22 protein-coding genes are annotated in these 21,444 nt (G+C 73.4%); 5 read left to right on the top strand and 17 right to left on the bottom strand.

Annotated elements, in window-relative coordinates:
- Positions 1 to 11: 11 nt before the first annotated feature.
- The 3 genes from tsaD to tsaB are packed head-to-tail and all read right to left on the bottom strand — an operon-like array spanning position 12 to position 2,210.
- Positions 12 to 1,058 (bottom strand): tRNA (adenosine(37)-N6)-threonylcarbamoyltransferase complex transferase subunit TsaD, encoded by a 1,047-nt coding sequence (gene tsaD, locus AB0B39_RS15375; protein WP_357494420.1) that lies wholly within the window; start codon positions 1,056 to 1,058, stop codon positions 12 to 14.
- Positions 1,051 to 1,536 carry a ribosomal protein S18-alanine N-acetyltransferase gene (gene rimI, locus AB0B39_RS15370; protein WP_357574599.1) on the bottom strand — a complete coding sequence of 162 codons (486 nt, stop codon included), beginning with the start codon at positions 1,534 to 1,536 and terminating at the stop codon, positions 1,051 to 1,053. Before rimI ends, tsaD begins: the two co-directional genes overlap by 8 nt.
- Positions 1,533 to 2,210, bottom strand: coding sequence for a tRNA (adenosine(37)-N6)-threonylcarbamoyltransferase complex dimerization subunit type 1 TsaB (gene tsaB / locus AB0B39_RS15365; protein ID WP_357494424.1), 678 nt, complete (start codon positions 2,208 to 2,210; stop codon positions 1,533 to 1,535). The genes rimI and tsaB overlap by 4 nt, the downstream gene beginning before the upstream one ends.
- A gap of 683 nt (positions 2,211 to 2,893) precedes the next feature.
- Between tsaB and AB0B39_RS15360 the strand changes: the two genes are divergently transcribed.
- Positions 2,894 to 3,598 carry a helix-turn-helix transcriptional regulator gene (locus AB0B39_RS15360; RefSeq protein ID WP_357494426.1) on the top strand — a complete coding sequence of 235 codons (705 nt, stop codon included), beginning with the start codon at positions 2,894 to 2,896 and terminating at the stop codon, positions 3,596 to 3,598.
- A 146-nt stretch (positions 3,599 to 3,744) separates the two neighbouring features.
- Here the strand turns inward: AB0B39_RS15360 and ung are convergent, their stop codons facing one another.
- The 6 genes from ung to AB0B39_RS15330 form a co-directional block, all read right to left on the bottom strand.
- A complete protein-coding gene (ung, locus tag AB0B39_RS15355) occupies positions 3,745 to 4,446 on the bottom strand; it encodes a uracil-DNA glycosylase (RefSeq protein ID WP_357494428.1) in 702 nt (233 codons plus the stop codon).
- A gap of 75 nt (positions 4,447 to 4,521) precedes the next feature.
- Positions 4,522 to 5,004: a tRNA (adenosine(37)-N6)-threonylcarbamoyltransferase complex ATPase subunit type 1 TsaE gene (gene tsaE, locus AB0B39_RS15350; RefSeq protein ID WP_357574598.1), complete on the bottom strand. Its 483-nt coding sequence runs from the start codon at positions 5,002 to 5,004 to the stop codon at positions 4,522 to 4,524.
- A complete protein-coding gene (locus AB0B39_RS15345; protein WP_357494432.1) occupies positions 5,001 to 6,104 on the bottom strand; it encodes an alpha/beta hydrolase in 1,104 nt (367 codons plus the stop codon). The genes tsaE and AB0B39_RS15345 overlap by 4 nt, the downstream gene beginning before the upstream one ends.
- Positions 6,101 to 7,222: an alanine racemase gene (alr, locus tag AB0B39_RS15340; protein WP_234591121.1), complete on the bottom strand. Its 1,122-nt coding sequence runs from the start codon at positions 7,220 to 7,222 to the stop codon at positions 6,101 to 6,103. The genes AB0B39_RS15345 and alr overlap by 4 nt, the downstream gene beginning before the upstream one ends.
- Before the next feature lie 90 nt (positions 7,223 to 7,312).
- Positions 7,313 to 8,782 carry an NAD(P)H-hydrate dehydratase gene (locus tag AB0B39_RS15335; protein ID WP_357494434.1) on the bottom strand — a complete coding sequence of 490 codons (1,470 nt, stop codon included), beginning with the start codon at positions 8,780 to 8,782 and terminating at the stop codon, positions 7,313 to 7,315.
- Positions 8,783 to 8,836: 54 nt separating this feature from the next.
- Positions 8,837 to 9,205: a holo-ACP synthase gene (locus AB0B39_RS15330; RefSeq protein ID WP_234591615.1), complete on the bottom strand. Its 369-nt coding sequence runs from the start codon at positions 9,203 to 9,205 to the stop codon at positions 8,837 to 8,839.
- A 173-nt stretch (positions 9,206 to 9,378) separates the two neighbouring features.
- On the opposite strand from AB0B39_RS15330, the gene AB0B39_RS15325 reads away from it, so the two are divergent.
- Positions 9,379 to 9,675, top strand: coding sequence for a hypothetical protein (locus AB0B39_RS15325; protein ID WP_357494436.1), 297 nt, complete (start codon positions 9,379 to 9,381; stop codon positions 9,673 to 9,675).
- Positions 9,672 to 11,261 (top strand): alpha/beta hydrolase, encoded by a 1,590-nt coding sequence (locus tag AB0B39_RS15320; RefSeq protein ID WP_357574597.1) that lies wholly within the window; start codon positions 9,672 to 9,674, stop codon positions 11,259 to 11,261. The genes AB0B39_RS15325 and AB0B39_RS15320 overlap by 4 nt, the downstream gene beginning before the upstream one ends.
- Positions 11,262 to 11,415: 154 nt before the next feature.
- Here the strand turns inward: AB0B39_RS15320 and glmS are convergent, their stop codons facing one another.
- Positions 11,416 to 13,329, bottom strand: coding sequence for a glutamine--fructose-6-phosphate transaminase (isomerizing) (gene glmS / locus AB0B39_RS15315; RefSeq protein WP_234589296.1), 1,914 nt, complete (start codon positions 13,327 to 13,329; stop codon positions 11,416 to 11,418).
- 366 nt (positions 13,330 to 13,695) lie between these two features.
- On the opposite strand from glmS, the gene AB0B39_RS15310 reads away from it, so the two are divergent.
- Both AB0B39_RS15310 and AB0B39_RS15305 read left to right on the top strand, forming a co-directional pair.
- A complete protein-coding gene (locus AB0B39_RS15310; protein ID WP_357574596.1) occupies positions 13,696 to 14,526 on the top strand; it encodes an MmpS family transport accessory protein in 831 nt (276 codons plus the stop codon).
- 40 nt (positions 14,527 to 14,566) lie between these two features.
- On the top strand, positions 14,567 to 15,757 hold the full coding sequence (locus AB0B39_RS15305) for a pyridoxal phosphate-dependent aminotransferase (RefSeq protein ID WP_357574595.1): 1,191 nt from the start codon (positions 14,567 to 14,569) through the stop codon (positions 15,755 to 15,757).
- A 30-nt stretch (positions 15,758 to 15,787) separates the two neighbouring features.
- On the opposite strand, the gene glmM is transcribed toward AB0B39_RS15305, so the two are convergent.
- The 7 genes from glmM to AB0B39_RS15270 form a co-directional block, all read right to left on the bottom strand.
- Entirely contained in the window at positions 15,788 to 17,146 is a 1,359-nt protein-coding gene (gene glmM, locus AB0B39_RS15300) for a phosphoglucosamine mutase (protein WP_357494444.1), read from the bottom strand.
- A gap of 117 nt (positions 17,147 to 17,263) precedes the next feature.
- Complete coding sequence (rpsI, locus tag AB0B39_RS15295; RefSeq protein ID WP_355390971.1) at positions 17,264 to 17,740, bottom strand: 30S ribosomal protein S9; 477 nt, start codon at positions 17,738 to 17,740, stop codon at positions 17,264 to 17,266.
- Between the two features lie 20 nt (positions 17,741 to 17,760).
- Positions 17,761 to 18,204 carry a 50S ribosomal protein L13 gene (gene rplM, locus AB0B39_RS15290; protein WP_007465158.1) on the bottom strand — a complete coding sequence of 148 codons (444 nt, stop codon included), beginning with the start codon at positions 18,202 to 18,204 and terminating at the stop codon, positions 17,761 to 17,763.
- A gap of 209 nt (positions 18,205 to 18,413) precedes the next feature.
- Entirely contained in the window at positions 18,414 to 19,796 is a 1,383-nt protein-coding gene (locus AB0B39_RS15285; RefSeq protein WP_357494446.1) for a nitrate/nitrite transporter, read from the bottom strand.
- Positions 19,797 to 19,927: 131 nt separating this feature from the next.
- Positions 19,928 to 20,221 (bottom strand): hypothetical protein, encoded by a 294-nt coding sequence (locus AB0B39_RS15280; protein WP_234589287.1) that lies wholly within the window; start codon positions 20,219 to 20,221, stop codon positions 19,928 to 19,930.
- On the bottom strand, positions 20,211 to 20,498 hold the full coding sequence (locus AB0B39_RS15275; RefSeq protein WP_234589286.1) for a DUF6364 family protein: 288 nt from the start codon (positions 20,496 to 20,498) through the stop codon (positions 20,211 to 20,213). The genes AB0B39_RS15280 and AB0B39_RS15275 overlap by 11 nt, the downstream gene beginning before the upstream one ends.
- Before the next feature lie 53 nt (positions 20,499 to 20,551).
- Positions 20,552 to 21,247 (bottom strand): methyltransferase domain-containing protein, encoded by a 696-nt coding sequence (locus AB0B39_RS15270; RefSeq protein ID WP_357494449.1) that lies wholly within the window; start codon positions 21,245 to 21,247, stop codon positions 20,552 to 20,554.
- Between the last annotated feature and the right edge of the window lie 197 nt (positions 21,248 to 21,444).

The following is a 21,444-nucleotide window of genomic DNA, read 5'->3' as shown; positions in this document are numbered from 1 at the left end:
CGGTGCCCCCGTCACACGCTGACAGTTGTCAGCGGCAGCGCCGAGTCGGCCGGCAGGTCCAGCCGGCTCGGCGCGACCCCGGCGGCGACCAGGTGCGATCCGAGCGCGGCCACCATCGCCCCGTTGTCGGTGCACAGCTTCGGCCGGGGCACCCGCACCCGGATGCCGTACTTCTCGGCCCGCTGCTCGGCCAGCGCCCGCAGCCGGGAGTTCGCGGCCACTCCCCCACCGATCACCAGCGTCTCGATCCCCTGCGCCCGGCAGGCGGCGATCGCCTTGTTGGTCAGCACGTCACAGACCGCCTCCTGGAAGGACGCGGCCACGTCGGCGACCGGCACCGGCTCGCCGGCGCGCTGCCGCGCCTCGACCCAGCGGGCCACAGCCGTCTTCAGTCCGGAGAACGAGAAGTCGTACCGGTGGGCGGCGAGATCCTTGGCGGCGGTGAGGCCACGCGGGAACGCGATCGAGGCGGCGTCCCCGGCGCGGGCCTCCCGATCGATGGGCGGGCCGCCCGGGAACGGCAGACCCAGCAGTCGGGCGACCTTGTCGAACGCCTCACCTGCCGCGTCGTCGATGGTGGCGCCGAGCGGGGTGACGCCCCGGGCCAGGTCATCGACCAGCAGCAGCGACGAGTGCCCGCCGGAGACCAGCAGCGCGATCGCGGGTTCCGGGAGCGGGCCGTGCTCCAGGGTGTCCACCGCGACGTGCGCGGCGAGGTGGTTGACGCCGTACACCGGCTTCTCGGCCGCCAGCGCGTACCCCTTGGCGGCGGCGACGCCGACGAGCAGCGCGCCGGCCAGACCGGGCCCGGAGGTGACCGCGATGGCGTCGATGTCGGCCAGGGTGACACCGGCCTCGGTCAGCGCGCGCTGCATGGTCGGCACGATGGCTTCCAGGTGGGCCCGGCTGGCCACCTCGGGCACCACGCCCCCGAAGCGGGCGTGCTCCTCGACGCTGGACGCGAGCGCGTCGGCCAGCAGGGTGTGCCCGCGTACGATGCCGACGCCGGTCTCGTCGCACGAGGTCTCGATGCCCAGGATCAGCGGTTCGTCAGCCATGGTCGTGTGGTCCGTCCCCGGTCGGCTCGGCGTCGCGCCGCATGACCAGCGCGTCGGTGTTGCTCGATTGGTAGTAGCCGCGACGCACCCCGATCGGTTCGAACCCGTACATCGCGTAGAGCCGCTGGGCGGCGACGTTGTCCACGGCGACCTCCAGCAGGGTGCTGCGGGCGTGACGCCGGGCCGCCTCGGCGAGCAGTTCCTCCAACAGGACACGCCCGACGCCGCGGCGCTGGACGTCCCGGCGGACCGCGATGACCTGCACCCACACCTCGTCCGGTGGGGCTCCGGCGAGCCCGGCGTAGCCGAGCAGGGCGCCGTCGGCGTCGGTGGCGACCCGGTAGTGGTGCCCGTTGGCCAGCTCGTTCCAGAACATCGCCGGCGACCAGTGATCCGCGCCGAAGAGGTCCTTCTCGATGGGCATCGCCTCATCGATGTGCCACCAGCGGAACGGGTCCAGCCGTACCGTCGTGCTCACGGCAGGACCGGTTTGCGACCGATCGCCGCCACGGCGTCCGGCCTGCGCAGGTAGAGCGGGGTGAGCCGCTCGCTGGGTGCGCCCGCCCGGATCCGCTCGGCGGCGAGTTGCGCCAGCACGGTGGCCTCCGGGTAGCGCGGCTCGACCCGGACCGGCAGGTCCAGGGCTTCGGCGTAGCGGTGCGCCCCGTCGCCGACAGCGACCGTCGCCCCCAGTTCCCGGGCGCGCGCGGCGGCCACCGCCGGGGTGGACACCTCGGGCCCGACGATTCGCTGACCGGCGCCGTCGTAGACGGCCCAGTACAGCTCCTTGCGGCGGGCGTCGCTCGCGGCCAGCACCGGCTCGCCGGCCACCGCCGGGTAGCCGATGCCGTCCAGGGAACAGACACCGTACGTCGGGACGCCGAGCACCTGCCCCATCGTGGCGGCGGTGACCAGGCCGACCCGCAGCCCGGTGAACGGCCCCGGGCCGAGCCCGGCGACGATGGCGCCCAGGTCACGCGGGCGCGCTCCGGCGTCGGCGAGGACCGCGTCAACCTGGGGCGCGAGCAGTTCACCGTGCGCGCGGGCGTCGACCGTGCACCGGTACGCCCGGGACGTCACGCCGTCCGCCGAGATCTCCACCAACGCTGCGGTCACCGCGGGGGTCGAGCTGTCCACCACGAGTACGAGCACGGTTAGCCAGCCTAGCGGCCCCGCCACCGCCGCCCGGCCACGCCCCGCCCCCTGCCTGCGCCCCGCCCTCCTTGCCTGCGGCCGTCCCCCTGCCTACGCCCGTCCCCTTGCCTGCGGCCGTCCCCTTGCCTGCGCCCAGGTCAGCCACTCACTCCTGACCGTCCTGATGCCCGGGGCGCTGGCAGTTGCAGGCCCGGCCGCACAAGCCCCGCCGCTCAAGCCCGGCTGAGCAGACCCAGCCGCAGGCCCGGCTGCCTGGGCCGCTCTAGACCGGGCCGTCCTGGCCGTTCCCACGGCGTCGTCATGGCCGTCCTGGTCGTCCAGTCCATCGAGCGGGACTGGTCGCTATCACCCGCATCGCCGTCTCGGCTGCCCTGGCCGGCCCCTCGGCCGTCTTGGCCATCCTCCCGTCGGCTGTTCTCAGTCGACCTTTGCGGGACGTCACTCAACCGGCCGGAGGCCACTTGCCGTGATGAGCGGTATACCTGTGAGTCATATTTATGACTCACAGGTATACCGCTTTTCAGGGAATGACGTCCCGGCCGCGCCGGGCCGGGGCGGCGGATCGGCCGGTCGACAGGGTGGCGGGGTGGCCGGTTCGACGGGATCTCGGACCTAGGCCACTCAGTCGTGAATTCGGCTGAGCGGTTTCTCCTTGGCCGCTCGCGGTCCACCATGTCGACATGCCGCCCACGCGCCTCGCCACCCTGCTCGGCAGGGCTGTCCGCCAGCAACGGCACCTGCGCGACCTGACCCAGTCCCAGCTGGCCGAGGCGGCGGGGATCACCCAGGCGGCTGTTGCCCGGATCGAGAGCGGCAGCCGCGCCGCGAGTTTTCCCGTGCTGGAGCGCTTGTTCGCAGCGATGGACGTGCAGATGGTGGTCGAGGTCGAGCCGCTGGACGCGCACCTCGACGCCCGCATTGACGAACTGGCTGCCCGGCCGATCGCGGAACGCATCGACGCGCTGAGCCTGGATGAGACGCTGGACCGACTCACCGACTTTCCGCAGGTGCTGACCGGCAGCACGGCGGCTCTGTTGCAGGGCGCACCGGTCCCGGTGGACGCCGTGGAGATCGCCCTGCGCTGGCACGACTCGAAACGGTTCACCCGCTGGCTCGAGGCGAACTACGGCCAGCGGTGGAACGCCCGGTGGGGCGAGTTCGGCGGGGTGTGGCTGGAGCCGGAGGAGCCGGGCGAGCACCGTTGGTCGACCCGGTACGGCGAGATCAGGGCGACCATGTGCGACGAGCTGCCCGAGACGATCGAGGTGCGTCACGGTGGGCGCGACTATCGGGTGGTGCCGCTGGTCGAGCTGGAGCTGACCGAGCCGCGGGCCGCCGAGCTGCTGCGCCGCTACCGGGCGCGGCAACTCGCTGCCGAAGGCTGACCGCGCCGCGTGGCTAAGGGTCGCGCGGTCCCGCCGGGCGGCACCGCCCCCGCCACAACAACAAGCCGGCGGCCAGGGCCCGCACCACAACAAGCCGACCGCACGGCCACGCCAATGAGCGGTCGGCCAGGGCCTGCGCCGCAGGGTCAGCCGGCGGTGCGTTCCCAGTCGATGGTGGGGCGGCCGGCGTCGGCGAGCGCCTTGTTGGCCGCGCTGAACGGGCGACTGCCGAGAAAGCCGCGCGGGTTCATCGGGCTCGGGTGACCGGCCTCCAAGACCACGTGTTGCGGGTTGGTGACCAGGGCCGCCTTCTTGCGCGCGTAGCCGCCCCAGAGCAGGAAGACCACCCGCTCCGGCGCGGCGTCCAGAGCCCGGATCGTGGCGTCGGTGAACTCCTCCCAGCCCGAGTTGGCGTGCGAACCCGGCGTGGCCTGGCGCACCGTCAGCACCGCGTTGAGCAGCAGGACGCCCTGCGCGGCCCAGCCGTCGAGGTTGCCGCTGCGCGGCTTGGCCACGCCCACGTCCTCGCCCAGCTCCTTGAAGACGTTGCGCAGCGACGGCGGCACCGCCACCCCCTCGCGGACGCTGAAGCTCAACCCGTGGGCCTGTCCGGCGCGGTGGTAGGGATCCTGCCCGAGGATCAGCACCCGGGTGCTCTGCGGCGGGCAGAGCCGGTACGCCGAGAAGAGATCCTCCAACGGCGGGAAGACGGTCTGCGTCGCGTACTCCCGGGCGACGAACTCGGCAAGCGCGGCGGTGCGAGCCGGATCGAGGTGCGGGGTGAGCACGGCACGCCACTGCTCCGGCAGCAGGGCCAGCAGATCCAGGGCGGGGGCGTCGTCGGGCATCAGGAACCTCTTCCAGCGCGGGTCGGTCCCCCGCACTCTAGGCACCGGGTCCGACAGCTCCCGCGCCGACAGGCCTCAACCCAGCTCGGCGATCCGTCGGGCCCAGTCGCCACCGACCGGGTCCAGCTCGACGATCCGGGTGTCGTCGTCGCGGCGGTCGATACGGACCCGCAGATGCGCGTCGACCAACTGCTCCACCAGACCCTCGCCCCACTCCACCACGGTCACCGACTCGTCCACCGAGGCGTCCAGGTCCAGGTCGTCGATCTCGGCACGCGGGTCGCTGGCGGCGCCCAGCCGGTACGCGTCGGCGTGCACCAGGGCCACCCGACCACCCCGCGCCGGGTCGGGCCGATGCACACGGGCGATCACGAACGTCGGCGAGGTGACGTCACCGGAAACACCGAGACCCGCGCCGACGCCCTGGGTGAGCGCGGTCTTGCCGGCCCCCAGCGGACCGGTCAACAGCACCAGGTCACCGGCCCGCAGCAGCCCGGCCAGCCGGCGGCCGAACTCCCGAGTGTCCTCGACGGTCGGCAGTTTGACGACGAAACTCACCGGTCCTCCATGCTCTCCAGTGACTCGAGGAACCGCGCCAGCGCGGCGTTGACCTCGTCGGCGTGCTCCAGCATCACCACGTGACCACTGTCTTTGATCTTGATGAACTCGGCGTGCGGCAACCGCCGGACGATCTCCTCCGAGTGTGTCACCGGAGTGATCATGTCCTTGTCGCCGACGACCACCAGCACCGGCGCGTTCGCCAAGGCGGCCAGCGCCGGGAAACGCGAGTGCGTGGCCAGCGTCCGCAGGTAGCGGGTCACCGTGTCGGCGGAGGTCCGGGAGTTCATCGTCTCCACGTACGACACCAGCGCCGGGCTGGGCTTGCGGGTGCCGAAGCCGTATTTGCGGGTCAGCAACCAGGCCACGTTGGACGTGGACTTGCGGGCCTTGTCGATCACCGGGCCGCCGTACCGGGTGGCGTTGCTGACCATGAAGAGCATCGGGCCACCGACCCGGCCGAGCAGCGCCGGCGCGACCAGCTTGGTCTCCGCGATCAACCCGCCCGAGGTGGCCATCAGCACCGTGCCCACCACCCGGTCACCGAACAGCTCGGGAAACAGCTCGGCGAACGCCATGATGGTCATGCCGCCCATCGAGTGGCCGACCAGCACCAGCGGCCCCTCGGGGGCGGTCCGGTCGATGACTTGGCGCAGCGTCCGGCCGAGCACCGCCAGGTCGTACTCCCCGGTCTCCAACCGGCCGGACCGGCCGTGACCGGGCTGGTCGTACGCGACGACACGGTAGTCGCCGCGCGCGGCGAGCATCCGGCGCTGGAAGTGGAAGGTGCCCATGTCCAGGCAGAAGCCGTGCACCAGCACCACCGTCGGGTGCCCCTGCACCGGGCGGGTCGGCTCGACCACCTCGACGTGGATGTCGGTGCCGTCCGGCAGCTCCAGCCGGAACGCCTCGTCGTACCGCTGCTCGCCGAACCTCTCGTGCGCGTAGGGGTCGGCCGGGTCGGCCTTGAGCCGGCGGACCAGGGTGCGTTCGGTCGCGACGCCGGCGGCCAGGCCGGCCGCCGCCACTCCGACCGCGGCGCCGACCAGGCCGGCGACCCGGCCGACGGCGGTCCGCGGACGCGGGATGCGGTACGTCACGAGGGGCGCTCGCCGTCGTAGACGCGCGGCACCCGCGTGCTGCCGAACCGGGTGACGATCTCGTAGTTGATCGTGCCGACCGCCTCGGCCCAGTCGTCGGCCGTCGGCTCGCCGTCGGCACCGCTGCCGAACAGGGTCGCCACGTCGCCGTCGGCCACCGGGTCGTCGCCACAGTCGATCACGAACTGGTCCATGCAGACGCGCCCGGAGATCGTCCGCCGTGCACCGGCGAGCTGCACCGGCCCGGTGTTGGACGCGTGCCGGGGCACACCGTCGGCGTACCCGAGGGGCACCACGGCCAGGTTGGCGTCGGCCTCGGTCGTGTAGGTGTGCCCGTAGGAGACGCCGGTGCCGGCGGGCACCCGTTTGGTGAGCATCACCCGGGCCCGCGCGGTCATCGCCGGCCGCAGCCCGTAGGTGTCGCCGGCCACCGGGGACAGGCCGTAGACGGCCAGCCCGGGGCGGACCAGGTCGAAGTGGGTGTCCGGGCGGGTCAGGGTGGCCGCCGAGTTGGCCAGGTGCCGCCAGCGGGGGCGCAGCCCGGCCCGCTCGACCATGGCCAGCCCCTCGTGGAAGGCGGCGAGCTGCCGGTCGGTGGTCGGGTGGCCGGGCATGTCCGCGTACACGAAGTGGCTCCACACACCGACCACCTCGACCAGGCCGTCGGCCTGCGCCTTCGCGGCGGCGTCGAGCAGCTCCGGCCACTCGTCGACGGTCGCGCCACCCCGGGACAACCCCGTGTCGATCTTCAGGTGCAGTCGGGCCGGGCGTCCGGCACGCCGGCTCGCCTCGATCATCTCGTCCAGTTGCGGCAGGCTGGCGGCGGCGAGGTCCACCCCGGCGCCGACCCCCTCGTGCAACGGCAACCCCGGCGCGAGCAACCACGCCAGCACCGGCGCGGTGATCCCGGCCCGGCGCAGCGTGAGCGCCTCGTCGAGGGTGCACACGCCGAGCCAGTCGGCCCCCGCGTCCAGTGCCGCGCGGGCGGACGGGAGCATGCCGTGGCCGTACCCGTCACCCTTGACCACCGCCATCAGCTCGGCGGTGGTGCCGGAGCGGAGCCGGCTCACGTTCTCGCGGATCGCGTCAAGATCGACGCGTACCTCGGCCTGCCACATACGCCCAGCCTACTTTCCGCCCCGATCCGGTTGGGCGGCGACGCACGGCCCGGCCCGCCGAGCCGGCCAACCGGCACCGAACAGCAACGATCAGCCCAGCCGGGCGATGACCGGGCGCAGCGCGGTCGCCACGTCGGGCGCGGTCACCGGACCGCCGCGGGCCGCCTCCCGACCGGCGAGCCCGTGCAGGTACGCGGCCGAGGCCGCCGCCCGGTCCGCCGGCACCCCGGCCGCCAGGAGCGAGCCGAGCAGTCCGGCCAGCACGTCGCCGGTGCCGCCGGTGGCCAGCGCCGGGGTCCCGGTCGGGTTGACGTACGCCCGGCCGTCCGGCGTGCCGATCACCGTGCGGTCCCCCTTGAGCAGCACCACCGCGTTCATCCAGGCGGCCAGCCGCAGCGCGGCCCCGACCCGATCGGCGCCGGGCTCCTCCCCGCACAGCCGGGTGAACTCCCGGTCGTGCGGGGTGACCACGATCGGCGCGTCCCGGCCGCGCAGCCGGTCGGCGAGCGAGCCGTCCACCAGCAGGGTCAGCGCGTCCGCGTCGAGCACCACCGGCACCGGGGCGGCCAGGACGGCCCGCAGTTCGGCAGCCGCGTCGTCGCCGGTGCCCAGCCCCGAGCCGCACACCCAGGCCTGCACCCGGCCGGCGTCGGCGACCCGCGGCGTGGCGATCACCGAGGGGTGCTGGTGCAGCACCTCGGCCCGTGCGCCACCGGCGTAGCGGACCAGCCCCGTCGGCCCGGCGAGCGCCCCACCGACGGAGAGCACCGCCGCGCCCGGGTACGTCGCCGAGCCGGTCGCCACCCCGACCACGCCCCGGGTGTACTTCTCCGACGCCGCGCCCAGCTCCGGCCACCACTGCACGATGTCGGACCACTCGGTGACCTGGAGCGCGGGGGTGCCCCGCAGCCAGGGCCGCAGCCCGATGTCGACCAGCTCCACCTGCCCGGCCAGGGCGGCTGCCGGTCCGACGACCAGGGCGGGCTTCAACGCGCCGAAGGCCACCGTCACGTCGGCGCGGACCGCGGTGGGCCGGCCGGACGCGGCCAGCGGCACGTGCCCGGTGTCCACCGCCACCCCGCTCGGCACGTCCACGGCCAGCACGGTGGCCCGAGCGCCGTCGCGCCCGCGCAGGTCGTCGAGGCGCTGAACCATCCCGTCGGCGTTCGCCCGCAGTCCGCCCGTGCCGCCGATGCCGACGATGCCGTCGAGGACCAGGTCGACCGGGCCGGTCGGGCGGTCGACGACCCGGCCCCCGGCGGCGCGCAGCGCGGCCAGGCCCGCGGCGTGCGCCCGTCCCGGGGAGATCAGCAGGGCGGACACCTCGACGCCCCGGCGGGCCAGCCGTTCCCCGGCGTAGAGGGCGTCACCGCCGTTGTCGCCCGAGCCGACGAGCAGCAGCACCCGGCCGCCGTACACCCCGCCCCGCTCGGCGAGCAGCAGGGCGGCCCGGCGGGCCAACCCGGCGGCGGCCCGCTGCATCAGCGTGCCCTCCGGCAGGGTGCCCTTCAGCCCCGCCTCGGCCGCCCGTACGTCAGCCGCCCGCCACACCGCTCTCATGTCACCGTGCCCCATTCCGCTCGCGAGTGGGCCGTCACGGCCACCCGGCCGACGTCACCGTTCCGCGACCACCATCGCCGACGCGATCCCGCCGTCGTGCGACAGCGAGAGGTGCCAGTGGTTGATGCCCCGCTCGACGGCCGCCGTCGCGACGGTGCCCGAGACGGTCAGCCAGGGTCGACCGGTGTCATCGGGCACGATCTCGCAGTCGTGCCAGCTCAGCCCGGCCGGGGCGCCGAGCGCCTTGGCGACGGCCTCCTTCGCGGCGAACCGGGCGGCGAGCGACTCGGGCGAGCGTGGGGTGCCGGAGCGGGTGGCCCGCTCGGCCGCGGTGAAGAGCCGGTCGGCAAGCAGCGGCGTCCGCGCCAGGGACCGGGTGAACCGGTCGACCAGGACGACGTCGATGCCGACAGCGACGATCACCAGACCACCCTACCGGCGGCCGGGGCGGCAGATTAGCCGTCGGGCCCGCCGTGGGCAACGCCTGTGGACACACCGGAGTACGACAGCAGCCGGCTGTCCACAGGGCACTCCGGCACGGCCCGGCCCTGCCTAGCGTCAGCGCGTGGATGCCGATCGTGCACGGGGGTGGGGTCATGACCGAGGAGCCGTTCGCCGTCCGGCCGCAGGAGCTGCGCGCCGTGGCCGGTGCGCTCGACGACGAGGCGTACCGGTTGGCGTGGGGCCTGGCCCGGGCGGCCGGCCTGCTGGTGCCGGCGCCGGGTTGGCGGGCCGCCACGGCCCTCGCGGGGCTGGAATCGGCCGCGCACGCGTGGTTCTGCCGGCTGGGGGCGGACGTGGCGCTGACCGCCGGTGGGGTCCGGGCCGCCGCCGAGGCGTACGAGACGGTGGACGACCGGGCCGCCGGCCGGTTCGCCGTCCTGCCCCGGTGAGCGGCGTCGGCTACCGCCAGCTCTGGGCCGCCGATCCGGGCGGCTGGCGGGTGGCCGGGGCGGCCTGGGCCGGGTTGACAGGTCCGGTCGAGCGGCATGCCGACGCGCTAACCGGTTCCGCCGGGCGGTTGCGGGGCGGCTGGTCCGGCGCGGCCGCGGTGGCGGCAGATGCTCGGCTGGGCGGTCTGCGAGGCGAGGTGACCTCGGTGGCGCCCGCGCTGATCGAGGCCGATCAGGTGCTGTCCGAGCTGGCCGGGTGCCTCCTGGTGGCGAAGGCGCGGCTCGCCGAGGCGGTCGCCCGGGCCGACGCGGCCGGCCTGGTGGTGGACCGGTCCGGTGCTGTGCACGTCGATCCGACTCGCCTGCGACCGACCGAGCGGGCCGGCGCGGCCCAAGCGGGCGCGGGGGCGGCTCTGCGGAGAGCGCTGGAGTTGGCCGACGCGGCGGACCGGCAGGCCGCCGACCGGTTGGACGAGCTGGCCGGGGCCGCCGGCACCGGTTGGGCGTCCCCACCGCCGCCCGGCCGACCGGCCGCCGGAGCGACGCCGGCGCTGGTGCGAGCCTGGTGGTCCGGGTTGACCCCGGCACAGCGACGGTGGCTGGTCGGGCACGAACCGTCCCTCGTCGGCGGCCTGGACGGGGTGCCGGTGGCCGCCCGCGACCAGGCCAACCGCCTGCTCCTCGGCGCGCGACGCGCGGAGTTGCTGGCCGAACGTCGACGGCTGCTGGCCCGGGTGCCGCCGGGGCCGCTCGCCTCGCTGCGGCTGCGCGGGGTGGCGGCGCGGCTGGCCGGCCTGGACGCGCTGGCCGAGCGCCTGGCGACCGGGGAGCCGCGGGCGTACCTGCTGGGGCTGAACCCGGCCGGTGAGGGTCGGGTGGTGGTGGCGCTCGGCGACCCGGACCATGCCGACCGGGTGCTGACGTACGTGCCGGGAATGACCGCCGGCCTGGACGACGCCCCCGGCGAGCTGGGGCGAGCGGCCCGGGTGCTGGAGCGCTGCGCGACGCTCGCGCCGGGTGAACGCAGCGCGGCGGTGCTGTGGCTGGACTACGACGCACCGGACTTCCTGACCGAGGCGGCGTCGGCCGACCAGGCCCGGGACGCTGGCGGGGCGCTGCACCGCTTCCAGGAGGGGCTGCGCGCCACCCACGAGGGGCCGCCGGCGCGGCAGACCGTGCTCGGGCACAGCTACGGGTCGCTGGTGGTGGGCATCGCCGCCCGGGAGCACGGGTTGGCGGCCGACGCGTTGATGTTCGTCGGCTCACCGGGGGTCGGTGCGGAGCACGCGGTCGAGCTTGGCGTCCCGGCCACCGAGGTGTGGGCCAGCAGCGCCCCGGACGACGTGATCCGCCTGGCCCGGCCGGTGGACGAGCTGGGCCGCCGGGCCCTGCTGAGCGCCGCTCCGCTCGCGGCCGTGCCGGGGTGGCCGGATCGGACGGACCACGAGCTGTGGTTCGGTCACGACCCGGCGGACTCCGGGTTCGGCGGCCGGGTGTTCCCGAGCGGTCGTGGCGGGCACACCGGCTACTGGGAGCCGGGCAACCCGGCGCTCGACGGGATGGCCCGTGTGGTGCTGGGCCGCTGACGACGCGCCGTCGACGCTCGGCCGCGCCGGCTCGGCACCGCTCACACCATGGAGCCCCGGACACCGCTGGGCCGCGCCGGGTCGGCACCGCGCACACGACGGGGCCCCGGGCACCGCGGGTGCGGTGCGCCGGGGCCCCGGACGTGGGCGGCGACTACTCGACGGTTACCGACTTGGCCAGGTTGCGGGGCTGGTCCACGTCGTGCCCCCGGGCGGCGGCGATCTCGGCGGCGAGCACCTGCAGCGGCACCGTGGTGACCAGGGGGGCCAGCAGGGTCGGCGTACGCGGCACGTAGATCAGGTGGTCGGCGTACCGGACGACTGCCTCGTCGCCCTCCTCGGCGATCACGATGGTCCGCGCGCCACGAGCCCGGACCTCCTGGATGTTGGAGACGACCTTGTCGTGCAGCATGCCGCGGCCCACCGGCGACGGCACCACGCAGATCACCGGAGTGCCCTTGTCGATCAGGGCGATCGGGCCGTGCTTCAGCTCACCGGCGGCGAAGCCCTCGGCGTGCATGTACGCCAGTTCCTTCAGCTTCAGCGCGCCCTCCAGGGCCACCGGGTAGCCGACGTGCCGGCCGATGAACAGCACTGTCGGCTCGGACTTCAGGTCCCGGGCCAGCTCGCGGACTCCCTCGATGCGGTCCAGCAGCTCACGCAGCTTGCCCGGGATCTCCTGGAGCTGGGCCACGACCGCGCCGACCTCGTCGGCGAACTTGATCCCGCGCACCTGCGCCAGGTGCAGGCCGATCAGGTAGCAGGCGACGACCTGGGTGAGGAACGCCTTGGTGGACGCGACGGCGATCTCCGGCCCGCCGTGGGTGTAGAGCACGGCGTCGGACTCGCGGGGGATGGTCGAGCCGTTGGTGTTGCAGATCGCCAGCACCCGGGCCTTCTGCTCCTTGGCGTGGCGCAGCGCCATCAGCGTGTCCATCGTCTCGCCGGACTGCGAGATCACCACGATCAGCGTGGACCTGTCGAGCACCGGGTCGCGGTAGCGGAACTCGCTGGCCAGCTCCACCTCGCAGGGGATCCGCGTCCAGTGCTCGATGGCGTACTTGGCGACCATGCCCGCGTGGTACGCGGTGCCGCAGGCCACGATGAAGATCTTGTCGACGTCGCGCAGATCCTGGTCGCTGAGGCGGACCTCGTCGAGGGCGATCTCACCGGTCTCGGTGAGCCGGCCGAGCAGCGTGTCGGCGATGGCCTGCGGCTGCTCCTCGATCTCCTTGAGCATGAACCAGTCGTAGCCACCCTTCTCGGCTGCCGACGAGTCCCAGTCGATGTGGAAGTCCTTGCCGCTGGCGGGCTGACCGTCGAAGTCGGTGATCTCGATGCTGTCGCCGGTGATCAGGACGATCTGGTCCTGACCCAGCTCCACGGCCTCGCGGGTGTGCTCGATGAACGCGGCCACGTCGCTGGCCAGGTAGTTCTCCCCCTCGCCACGGCCGACGACCAGCGGCGAGTTGCGCCGGGCGCCGACGACCGCACCGGGCACCCCGGCGTCGACCGCGAGCAGGGTGAACGCGCCCTCCAGCCGCTGGCACACGACGCGCATGCCGGCGGCGAGCAGCTGCGGACCGTCCGGCTGGCCGGCGGCGCGCAGGTCGGCGAGCGCGGCGGAGAGCAGGTGCGCGGCGCACTCGGTGTCGGTGTCGCTGGTGAACTGGACGCCGTCGGCCTCCAGCTCGGCGCGGAGCTTGGCGAAGTTCTCGATGATGCCGTTGTGGATCACCGCGACGCGACCGTCGGGGGCCAGGTGCGGGTGCGCGTTGCGGTCGGTCGGGCCGCCGTGGGTGGCCCACCGGGTGTGCCCGATGCCGGTGGTGCCGTCACCGATGCCGATGGGGCTGGCCGCGCAGGAGGTCGGGTCGTCGGCGGCGCGCTCGGAGAGCACCTTCTCCAGGTTGGAGAGCTTGCCGGCCTTCTTCTCGGTCAGCAGTTGGCCGTCGCAGACGATCGCCACGCCCGCCGAGTCGTAGCCCCGGTATTCCAGCCGCCGCAGCCCGTCGAGCACGATGCCCAGTGCCGGGCGCGCGCCCGCGTATCCCACGATTCCACACATGGCCCGCAGCCTAACCCAGTTTCGCTCAGTGTGGGTGCTCGAAAGTCGGCTAAACAAGCACCGAATTTGAGCGATCGGTGGCTGGCGGACAGTAATGGGACGAGTGTCACGGGACCGGTCGCGGTGCCACCGACCCGACGGGGTTGCGGACGGCCAGCGGGTACGACAGTCTTCCGGCGGGCTCGGCGCGCGCTCCCCCGGCCCGTTGGCCCATACCCACTCCCGCCCGGAGCAGCCATGTCCGACGCGCCGCCGCCCGAGGCGTCCCCGACGCCACCCCCGGAACCAACCCCTACGCCGCCGGATCCGACTGCGGGACAGCCGCCGACGCCGCCGTCCGAGTGGGCCGCGCCGGGCTCCTTCCCGATGCCCGATCCACTGGCTCCGGGCCAGCCCTGGGCGCCGCCGGCGCCGTGGACACCCGCGTCGCCCTCGGCGCCGTGGACACCCGATCCCGCCGGAACCGGGTGGACGCCCACCGCGGCGACCCCCTGGCCACCACCCCCGTCACCGGAGCCCACGCCGGCCGGCTATCCGCAGCCCGGCTATCCGCAGCCGGGTTACCCGCCGCCGGGCTATCTCTACCCCGGCTATCCGCCGCCGGGCTACCCGCCGCCGGGCTATCTCTACCCGGGCTATCCGCCGCCCGGCCGGCCCTCCGGCAACGGTCGGGTGGTCGGGATCGTCGCCGCTGTCGTCGCGGCGCTCGTCCTCGGCGCCTGCGGCTGCTTCTGCGTGGGCGGACCCCTGCTCGGCCAACTGCTCCCGGACACGGTGGCCGAGGACCCGTACGACACCGGCCCCTTCGACGACGACGGCTGGCCGCCGAGCGCCGCGCCGGAGCCCACCGCGCCCACCGATCCCGAGACCACCACCGCGACGCCCACCAAGAAACCGATCACGCGCCCCACGTCGGGGCCCGCGCCGGTGACAGTGGTCTACCAGGTGTCAGGCGCGGGTGAGGCGGACATCGCCTACTACGACGCCGAGAGTGACCTCATCCACGTCGACAGCGCGAAGCTGCCCTGGCGTACGACAATCCGCACCAACGGCCAGAGCCGGATCATGGTGGAGGCGACCTGGCCCGACGGCGTGGCCGAGAAGCCCCTCGACTGCACGATCACGATCACCGGCGTCGGAAAGCCGGTGATCGACAAGAGCCAGGGGTACTGGATGACCCGCTGTGAGCCCGAGTGAGGCTGGGGTTGCGCCGCCGGGTGCCCGTAGGCTGGCGCAGGTGACGACGAGCACCGATGTCGACCCGCTGGTGGCCCGGATGCGGCCCTTCGGCACGACGATCTTCGCCGAGATGTCCGCCCTCGCCGTCCGGACCGGGGCGGTCAACCTGGGCCAGGGCTTCCCGGACACGGACGGCCCGCCGGAGATGCTCGCCGCCGCCGCCGAGGCGCTGCGCGGCGGGCACAACCAGTACCCGCCCGGCCCGGGGATACCCGCCCTGCGCGCGGCCGTCGCGGCCCATCAGCGGCGGTTCCACGACCTGTCGTACGACCCGGACGGCGAGATCGTGATCACGGCGGGCGCGACGGAGGCGGTGGCGGCCAGCATCCTCGCGCTGTGCGAGCCGGGCGACGAGGTGGTCTGCTTCGAGCCGTACTACGACTCGTACGCCGCCTCGATCGCGCTTGCCGGCGCGGTCCGGCGGCCGGTCACGCTGCGTCCCGCCGCGGACGGTCGGTACGCGTTCGACCCGGCGGCGCTGCGGGCGGCGTTCGGGCCGCGCACCCGGCTGGTGCTGCTCAACTCACCGCACAATCCAACGGGCAAGGTGTTCACGCCGGCCGAGCTGGCGCTGGTGGCCGAGCTGTGCCAGGAGTACGGCGCGTACGCGGTCACCGACGAGGTCTACGAGCACCTGGTGTTCACGGACGCGTCCGGTCCACACGTGCCGCTGGCCGCGTTGCCCGGGATGCGGGAGCGGACGCTGCGCATCTCGTCGGCCGGCAAGACGTTCTCCTGCACGGGCTGGAAGGTCGGCTGGGTGAGCGGCCCGGCGGCGCTGGTCTCGGCGGTGCTGCGCGTGAAGCAGTTCCTCACCTACGTCAACGCCGCCCCGCTGCAACCGGCGGTCGCCGTGGCGCTGGCCCTGCCCGACGACTACTACACGGGTTTCCGCGACGGGCTCCAGCAACGTCGCGACCAGCTCGTGGGCGGCCTCACCGACGCCGGGTTCGAGGTGCTGACGTCGGAGGCGACGTACTTCGTCACCGCCGACATCACGCCGCTCGGCGGCTCCGACGGGGTCGAGTTCTGCCGGTCGCTGCCGGAGCGCTGCGGCGTGGTGGCCGTGCCGACCCAGGTCTTCTACGACGATGCCGAGGCCGGCCGACGACTGGTCCGGTTCGCGTTCTGCAAGCGCCCGGAGGTGTTGACCGAGGCGGTCACCCGGTTGCGCGCCCTGACCCGCTGACGCGCCGGGCGCGAGCCCCGGTCCACTCGACTACGACCCGACGGGGCTGGCCGTACGCACCAGGGCGGCGATCCGCTCGGCGACCTCGCGGGCGGTCGCCTCGGTGGCGGCCTCGACCATCACCCGGACCAGGGGCTCGGTGCCCGACGGGCGCAGCAGCACCCGGCCGGTCTCGCCCAGCTCCGCCTCGGCCCGCTCGACCTCGGCGCGGACGGCCGGCGCGTTCGCCCCGACGGTACGGTCGCCGACCGGCACGTTGATCAGCACCTGCGGCAGCTTGGTGACCACCGAGGCCAGCTCGGCGAGGGTCTTGCCGGTCGCGGCCATCCGGGCCATCAGGTGCAGGCCGGTGAGGACCCCGTCGCCGGTGGTGGCGTGCGCGGGCATGACGATGTGGCCGCTCTGCTCGCCGCCGAGCGCCAACTCCGAGGCGCGCAGCTCCTCCAGCACGTACCGGTCGCCGACCTTGGTCTCGATCAGCCGGATGCCCTGCGCGGACATCGCCAACCGCAGGCCGAGGTTGCTCATCACGGTGGCCACCAGGGTGTCCTGGGTGAGCGTGCCGGCGTCGCGCATGGCCAGCGCGAGGATCGCCATCACCTGGTCGCCGTCGACCTCGTCGCCGTCGGCGGTGACCGCCAGGCAGCGGTCGGCGTCACCGTCGTGGGCGATGCCCAGGTGGGCGCCGTGCTCGACGACGGCCTCGCGCAGCGCCTCGATGTGGTTGGAGCCGCACTCGTCGTTGATGTTCAGCCCGTCGGGCTCGGCGTGGATCGCGATGACCTCGGCCCCGGCCTCCCGGTACGCGACGGGGGCGACCTCGGCGGCGGCGCCGTTGGCGCAGTCGACGACGACCTTGATCCCGTCGAGCCGGTGCGGCACGGTGCCGACGAGGTGCTGGACGTAGTGGTCCGCCCCGTCGAGCAGGTCGTGCACCCGGCCGACGCCGGCGCCGACCGGCCGGTCCCAGGCAGTGGTGGCGTTCGTCTCGACGGCCGCCTCGATCCGCATCTCGATCTCGTCGGGCAGCTTGTGGCCGCCGGCGGCGAAGAGCTTGATGCCGTTGTCCGGCATGGGGTTGTGCGACGCGGAGAGCATCACCCCGAGGTCGGCCTTCGACTCGGCGGTGAGGAACGCCACGGCGGGGGTGGGCAGCACGCCGACGCGGACCACGTTGGCGCCCGCGCTGGTGAGCCCGGCCACGACGGCGGCCTCCAGCATCTCGCCGCTGGCCCGGGTGTCCCTGCCGACAACGGCGAGCGGCGGGTGGCTGCGGTCCGTCTCGGCGAGTGTGTGCGCGGCGGCCACGGCGAGTGCGAGCGCCAATTCGGGTGTGAGATCCGCGTTCGCCCGCCCGCGTACGCCGTCCGTGCCGAACAACCGACCCATACCCGCCAACCTCCGATGAGCACTACCGAGAAGGAGAAAGCGGAACGGCCGGACCACCTCCCCGGTCGAGGGGAGGCGGACCGGCCGTCCGTCAGAAGTACAACGCGCTGGGAAAGATCAGCGCTTCGAGTACTGGGGAGCCTTACGGGCCTTCTTGAGGCCGTACTTCTTGCTCTCCTTGACCCGGGCGTCCCGGGTGAGGAAGCCGGCCTTCTTGAGGGCCGGGCGGTCGTCCGGCTCGTTGATGATCAGCGCGCGGGCGATGCCCAGCCGGAGCGCACCGGCCTGGCCGGTGGTGCCGCCGCCACGCAGGTTGGCGATGACGTCGAACTGCTCGAGCTTCTCGGCGGTGACCAGCGGGTCCTTGATGAGCTGCTGGTGCACCTTGCTCGGGAAGTAGGCCTCGAGGTCCTGGCCGTTGCAGGTGATCTTGCCGGTGCCCGGGACGATGCGGACCCGGACGATGGCCTCCTTGCGGCGGCCCACGGTCTGGATCGGCCGGTCACCACGAGGCGCGCGGGCGACGGGCGCCGGCGCCTCGGTGGCCTCGGGAACCTCCGGGGCAACCTCGGTCTCGGTGGTGATGTCGGTCATGCTGCTTCCTTCGCCCGCGCTCACTGCGCGATCTGCTTGATCTCGAACGGCACCGGCTGCTGCGCGAGGTGCGGGTGCTCGGCACCGGCGTAGACCTTCAGCTTCTTGATCAGCTGACGGCCGAGCTTGTTGTGCGGGAGCATCCCCTTCACGGCCAGCTCGATGGCCCGCTCGGGACGCTTGGTCAGCAGCTCGTCGTAGCCGACCTGCTTCAGACCACCCGGGTAACCCGAGTGGCGGTAAGCGACCTTGGTCTGGCGCTTGTTGCCGGTCAGCGCAACCTTGCCCGCGTTCACGATGACGACGAAGTCGCCCGTGTCGACGTGCGGCGCGAAAGTCGGCTTGTGCTTACCACGCAGCAACGTGGCGGCGTGGGTGGCCAGGCGGCCCAGCACGACATCAGAGGCGTCGATGACGTGCCACTGACGCTCGATCTCACCCGGCTTCGGGCTGTACGTACGCACAGGTCTACCTTGTCTCGTCGTCGGTCTGGGGTCGCGCGCCGAGGTGACCAGATCTAGCAGGCCGGACCAGCGCGCACGAACGACCAAGCGTACCTGATAGGGCACGCCTCTGGATGTCGTACAACAGCAGGCAACGATACCCGGCGCCCCATCGGCAGGTCAAAACGGGGGTGGGATGCCGTGCGGCGACGCGCCGACCATGACCCGGATCACACCCCGGCGAGCCGGTGGGACCCCGGACGACGGTAGACGAACCAGGTCACCGCGAAGCACAGCGCGTACCAGCCGATGAACGCCAGGTAGGCGGCATCGGCGTTGCCGGAGCCGAGGAACGACTGGCGGAAGGCGATGTTGACCAGCACTCCGCCGGAGGCGCCGATCGCCCCGGCGATGCCGATCAACGCGCCGGTCATCCGCCGGGCCCACCGCGCGGCGGCCTCCGGGTCACGCGTGCCGGCGGCCACGGCGTCGGCCGCCCGGGCCCGGAAGATCGCCGGGATCATCTTGTACGTGGAGCCGTTGCCGACGCCGGAGAAGACGAAGAGGGCGAGGAACCCGGTCAGGTAGAGCCCGAACGAGCGCTCCCGGGCCGCGTACAGCACCGTGCCGGCGCCGATCGCCATCGCCACGAAGTTCCAGAAGGTCACCCGGGCCCCGCCGAGCCGGTCGGCGAGATGGCCACCCAGCGGCCGGATCAGCGAGCCCACCAGTGGCCCCAGGAAGGTCAGCCAGGCGGCGTCGACGGCTGTGGGGAACCGCTCGGCGAACTGGAGCTGGAGCACCTGGCCGAACGCGAAGCCGAACCCGATGAACGAGCCGAAGGTGCCGATGTAGAGCAGCGACATGACCCAGGTGTGCGGGTCCCGGGCAGCCTCGCGCAGCGCCCCGGGCTCGTTGCGCGCGCCGGGCACGGTGTCCAGCCAGCGGGCCGCCGCCAGCGCGGCCAGCACGATCAGCGGCAGGTAGACCGCGGGCACCAGCCGGGGGTACGCGGCCCCGGCGGTGGCCAGGACCGCCAGCCCCACCAGCTGCACCGCGGGCACCCCGAGATTGCCGCCACCGGCGTTGAGCCCGAGGGCCCGCCCCTTGAGCCGGGACGGGTAGAACAGGTTGATGTTCGCCATCGACGAGGCGAAGTTGCCGCCGCCGACGCCGGTGAGGCAGGCGAGCACCATCAGCGTGGAGTAGGACACCCCCGGTTCCAGCAGCACAGTCATCGGCACCGTCGGGACCAGCAGCAGCAGCGCGCTGATTGTCGTCCAGCGCCGCCCGCCGAAGCGGGCCACCGCCAGGGTGTACGGCAGCCGTAGCACCGCCCCCAGCGCGGCCGGCACGGCGGTGAGCAGGAACTTCCCGGCCGGGTCGATGCCGTACGCGGGGCCGAGGAAGAGCACGGTCACCGACCAGAGGCTCCACACGGAGAAACCCACGTGCTCGGCGAAGATCGACACCCAGAGGTTGCGGCGGGCGATGGGTGCGCCTGTCGTACGCCAGAAGTCGGGGTCCTCGGGTCGCCAGTCGTCCAGCGGGCGCCGACGCCCGGCGACGGCAGGTGGCTCGGCGGTGACTGCGGTGCTGGTGAGCGTGCTCACGGCGGCTCCTCCTCGTCGATGCGACGAGGAGGAACGCTAGGAAGGCGGGGTTACCTGGCAGTGCCCGTCACGGGTCGGCCCGGATACGCCTACCGCACCACGGGCCGGCGGCGGTGGTGAGGTCCGGTGGCTCAGAGCTGCTGGAGGATGCGCAGGGCGCGGCCGACCCGGAGCATGGTGTCGGTGTCGGCGACGTCCACGCAGTCGGTGAACCACTTCTTCATCGGTGCGGAGATCCGGTCGGGCATCACCACGTACCGGCCCATCGGCACGGCGAGGGGCGAGTCGCGCAGGAGCGACTCCTCGACCACCTCGACGACGATCACGATGGGCACGTCGGTGGAGTTGTAGACGTCCGAGCTGATCACGAGCCCGAGGCGTTCCCGGGCGCCCTCGATGCGCCAGACCTCACCCCTACGCAGCACTTGGCCGTCCGCCGGAGAAGAGGTCGTTGACCATGCCGACCTCGCGGGCGTCGGCGAGGGCGGCGGACTCCAGGTCGAGGCCGGCACGGCCCACGGCGGCGGCGTGCGCGGTGAAGACCTCGCGCAGCGCCTTCTCGCGGGCGGCCTGGTCCATCCACGCCGAGAGGGACAGCCCTTCGCGCTTGGCGAAGCGTCGGGCCTCCTCGATCGTCTCGTCCGTGAACGACAGCGTCACCTTGGCAGTCATGCCGCTGAGACTACCCAGCGGTATGACCATCAGTCATCCACGCGCCGGCCGGCTCGTCCCCGGCCGCCGAAACGCACATACCGTCACCGGGCCCGGCCGCCGAACACGGCGAAGCGCCACTCCTTGACGTAGCAGTCGACGTCCACCAGGCCGGCCTCGCCGAGCCACCGGCACTGGTCGGCGACTGTCGCCGGCAGGTCGTGCCGCATCCGCTCCCGGGAGGCCGCGATCTCGTCGGGGGACGCGCCCAGCTCGGTGATCCGCGCCAGCCACACCTCGTCGTAGCGCCGGTCCAGAGCCGGCGTCGGACCGGCCACCTGCTCGGCGTTGACGAACACCCCGCCCGGCGCCAGCGCGGCGGCGGCCCGCCGGTAGAGCGCCCGCTTGCCGTCGTCGTCCAGGTGGTGGATCGCCAGCGCGCTGACCACCGCGTCGTACCGCCCGGGCGGCAGCTCGTCGGACAGGTCGGCCCGCACGCTCCGGTGCGGCACGCCCCGGTCGCGCAACTGTTCGGTGGCGCGGGCGAGCATGGCCGGCGCACCGTCCACCAGGGTCAGCCGGACCCCGGGCACCGCCGCGGCGAGCAGCAGCGAGAGCAGGCCGGTGCCCGCGCCCAGATCCAACACCTCAGGTGTACGACCGGCGGCCAGCGCGGCGCGCAGTGGTGGCGCCGCCACCTCGACCGCTGCTCCGTAGAAGGTGTCGAAGCAGGGAATCAGCCGCCGACGCGCCTCGTCGTAGGTGCCGGCCACCGCGTCGAAGACGTCCGTCACGCTCATCGCCACTCCCATTTAATGAGACAACTTTCCCACATGTTAAGCGACGGACGTGGGGTCGGCACAGCACCGACCGCTGGATGGGACGCGGGCGGCGCTCGCCACGGGCGGCGGACGGCAGGTCGGCGGACCGACCCACCCGTCACGTCCGCTGCCCCTGTGCGGTGTGAGCCCCACTTGACAGGACCGAAACAGAAGAG

The organism is Micromonospora sp. NPDC049114, from assembly GCF_040648635.1.
Lineage (GTDB): Bacteria > Actinomycetota > Actinomycetes > Mycobacteriales > Micromonosporaceae > Micromonospora.
This window is presented reverse-complemented; position numbering and strand designations above follow the sequence as displayed.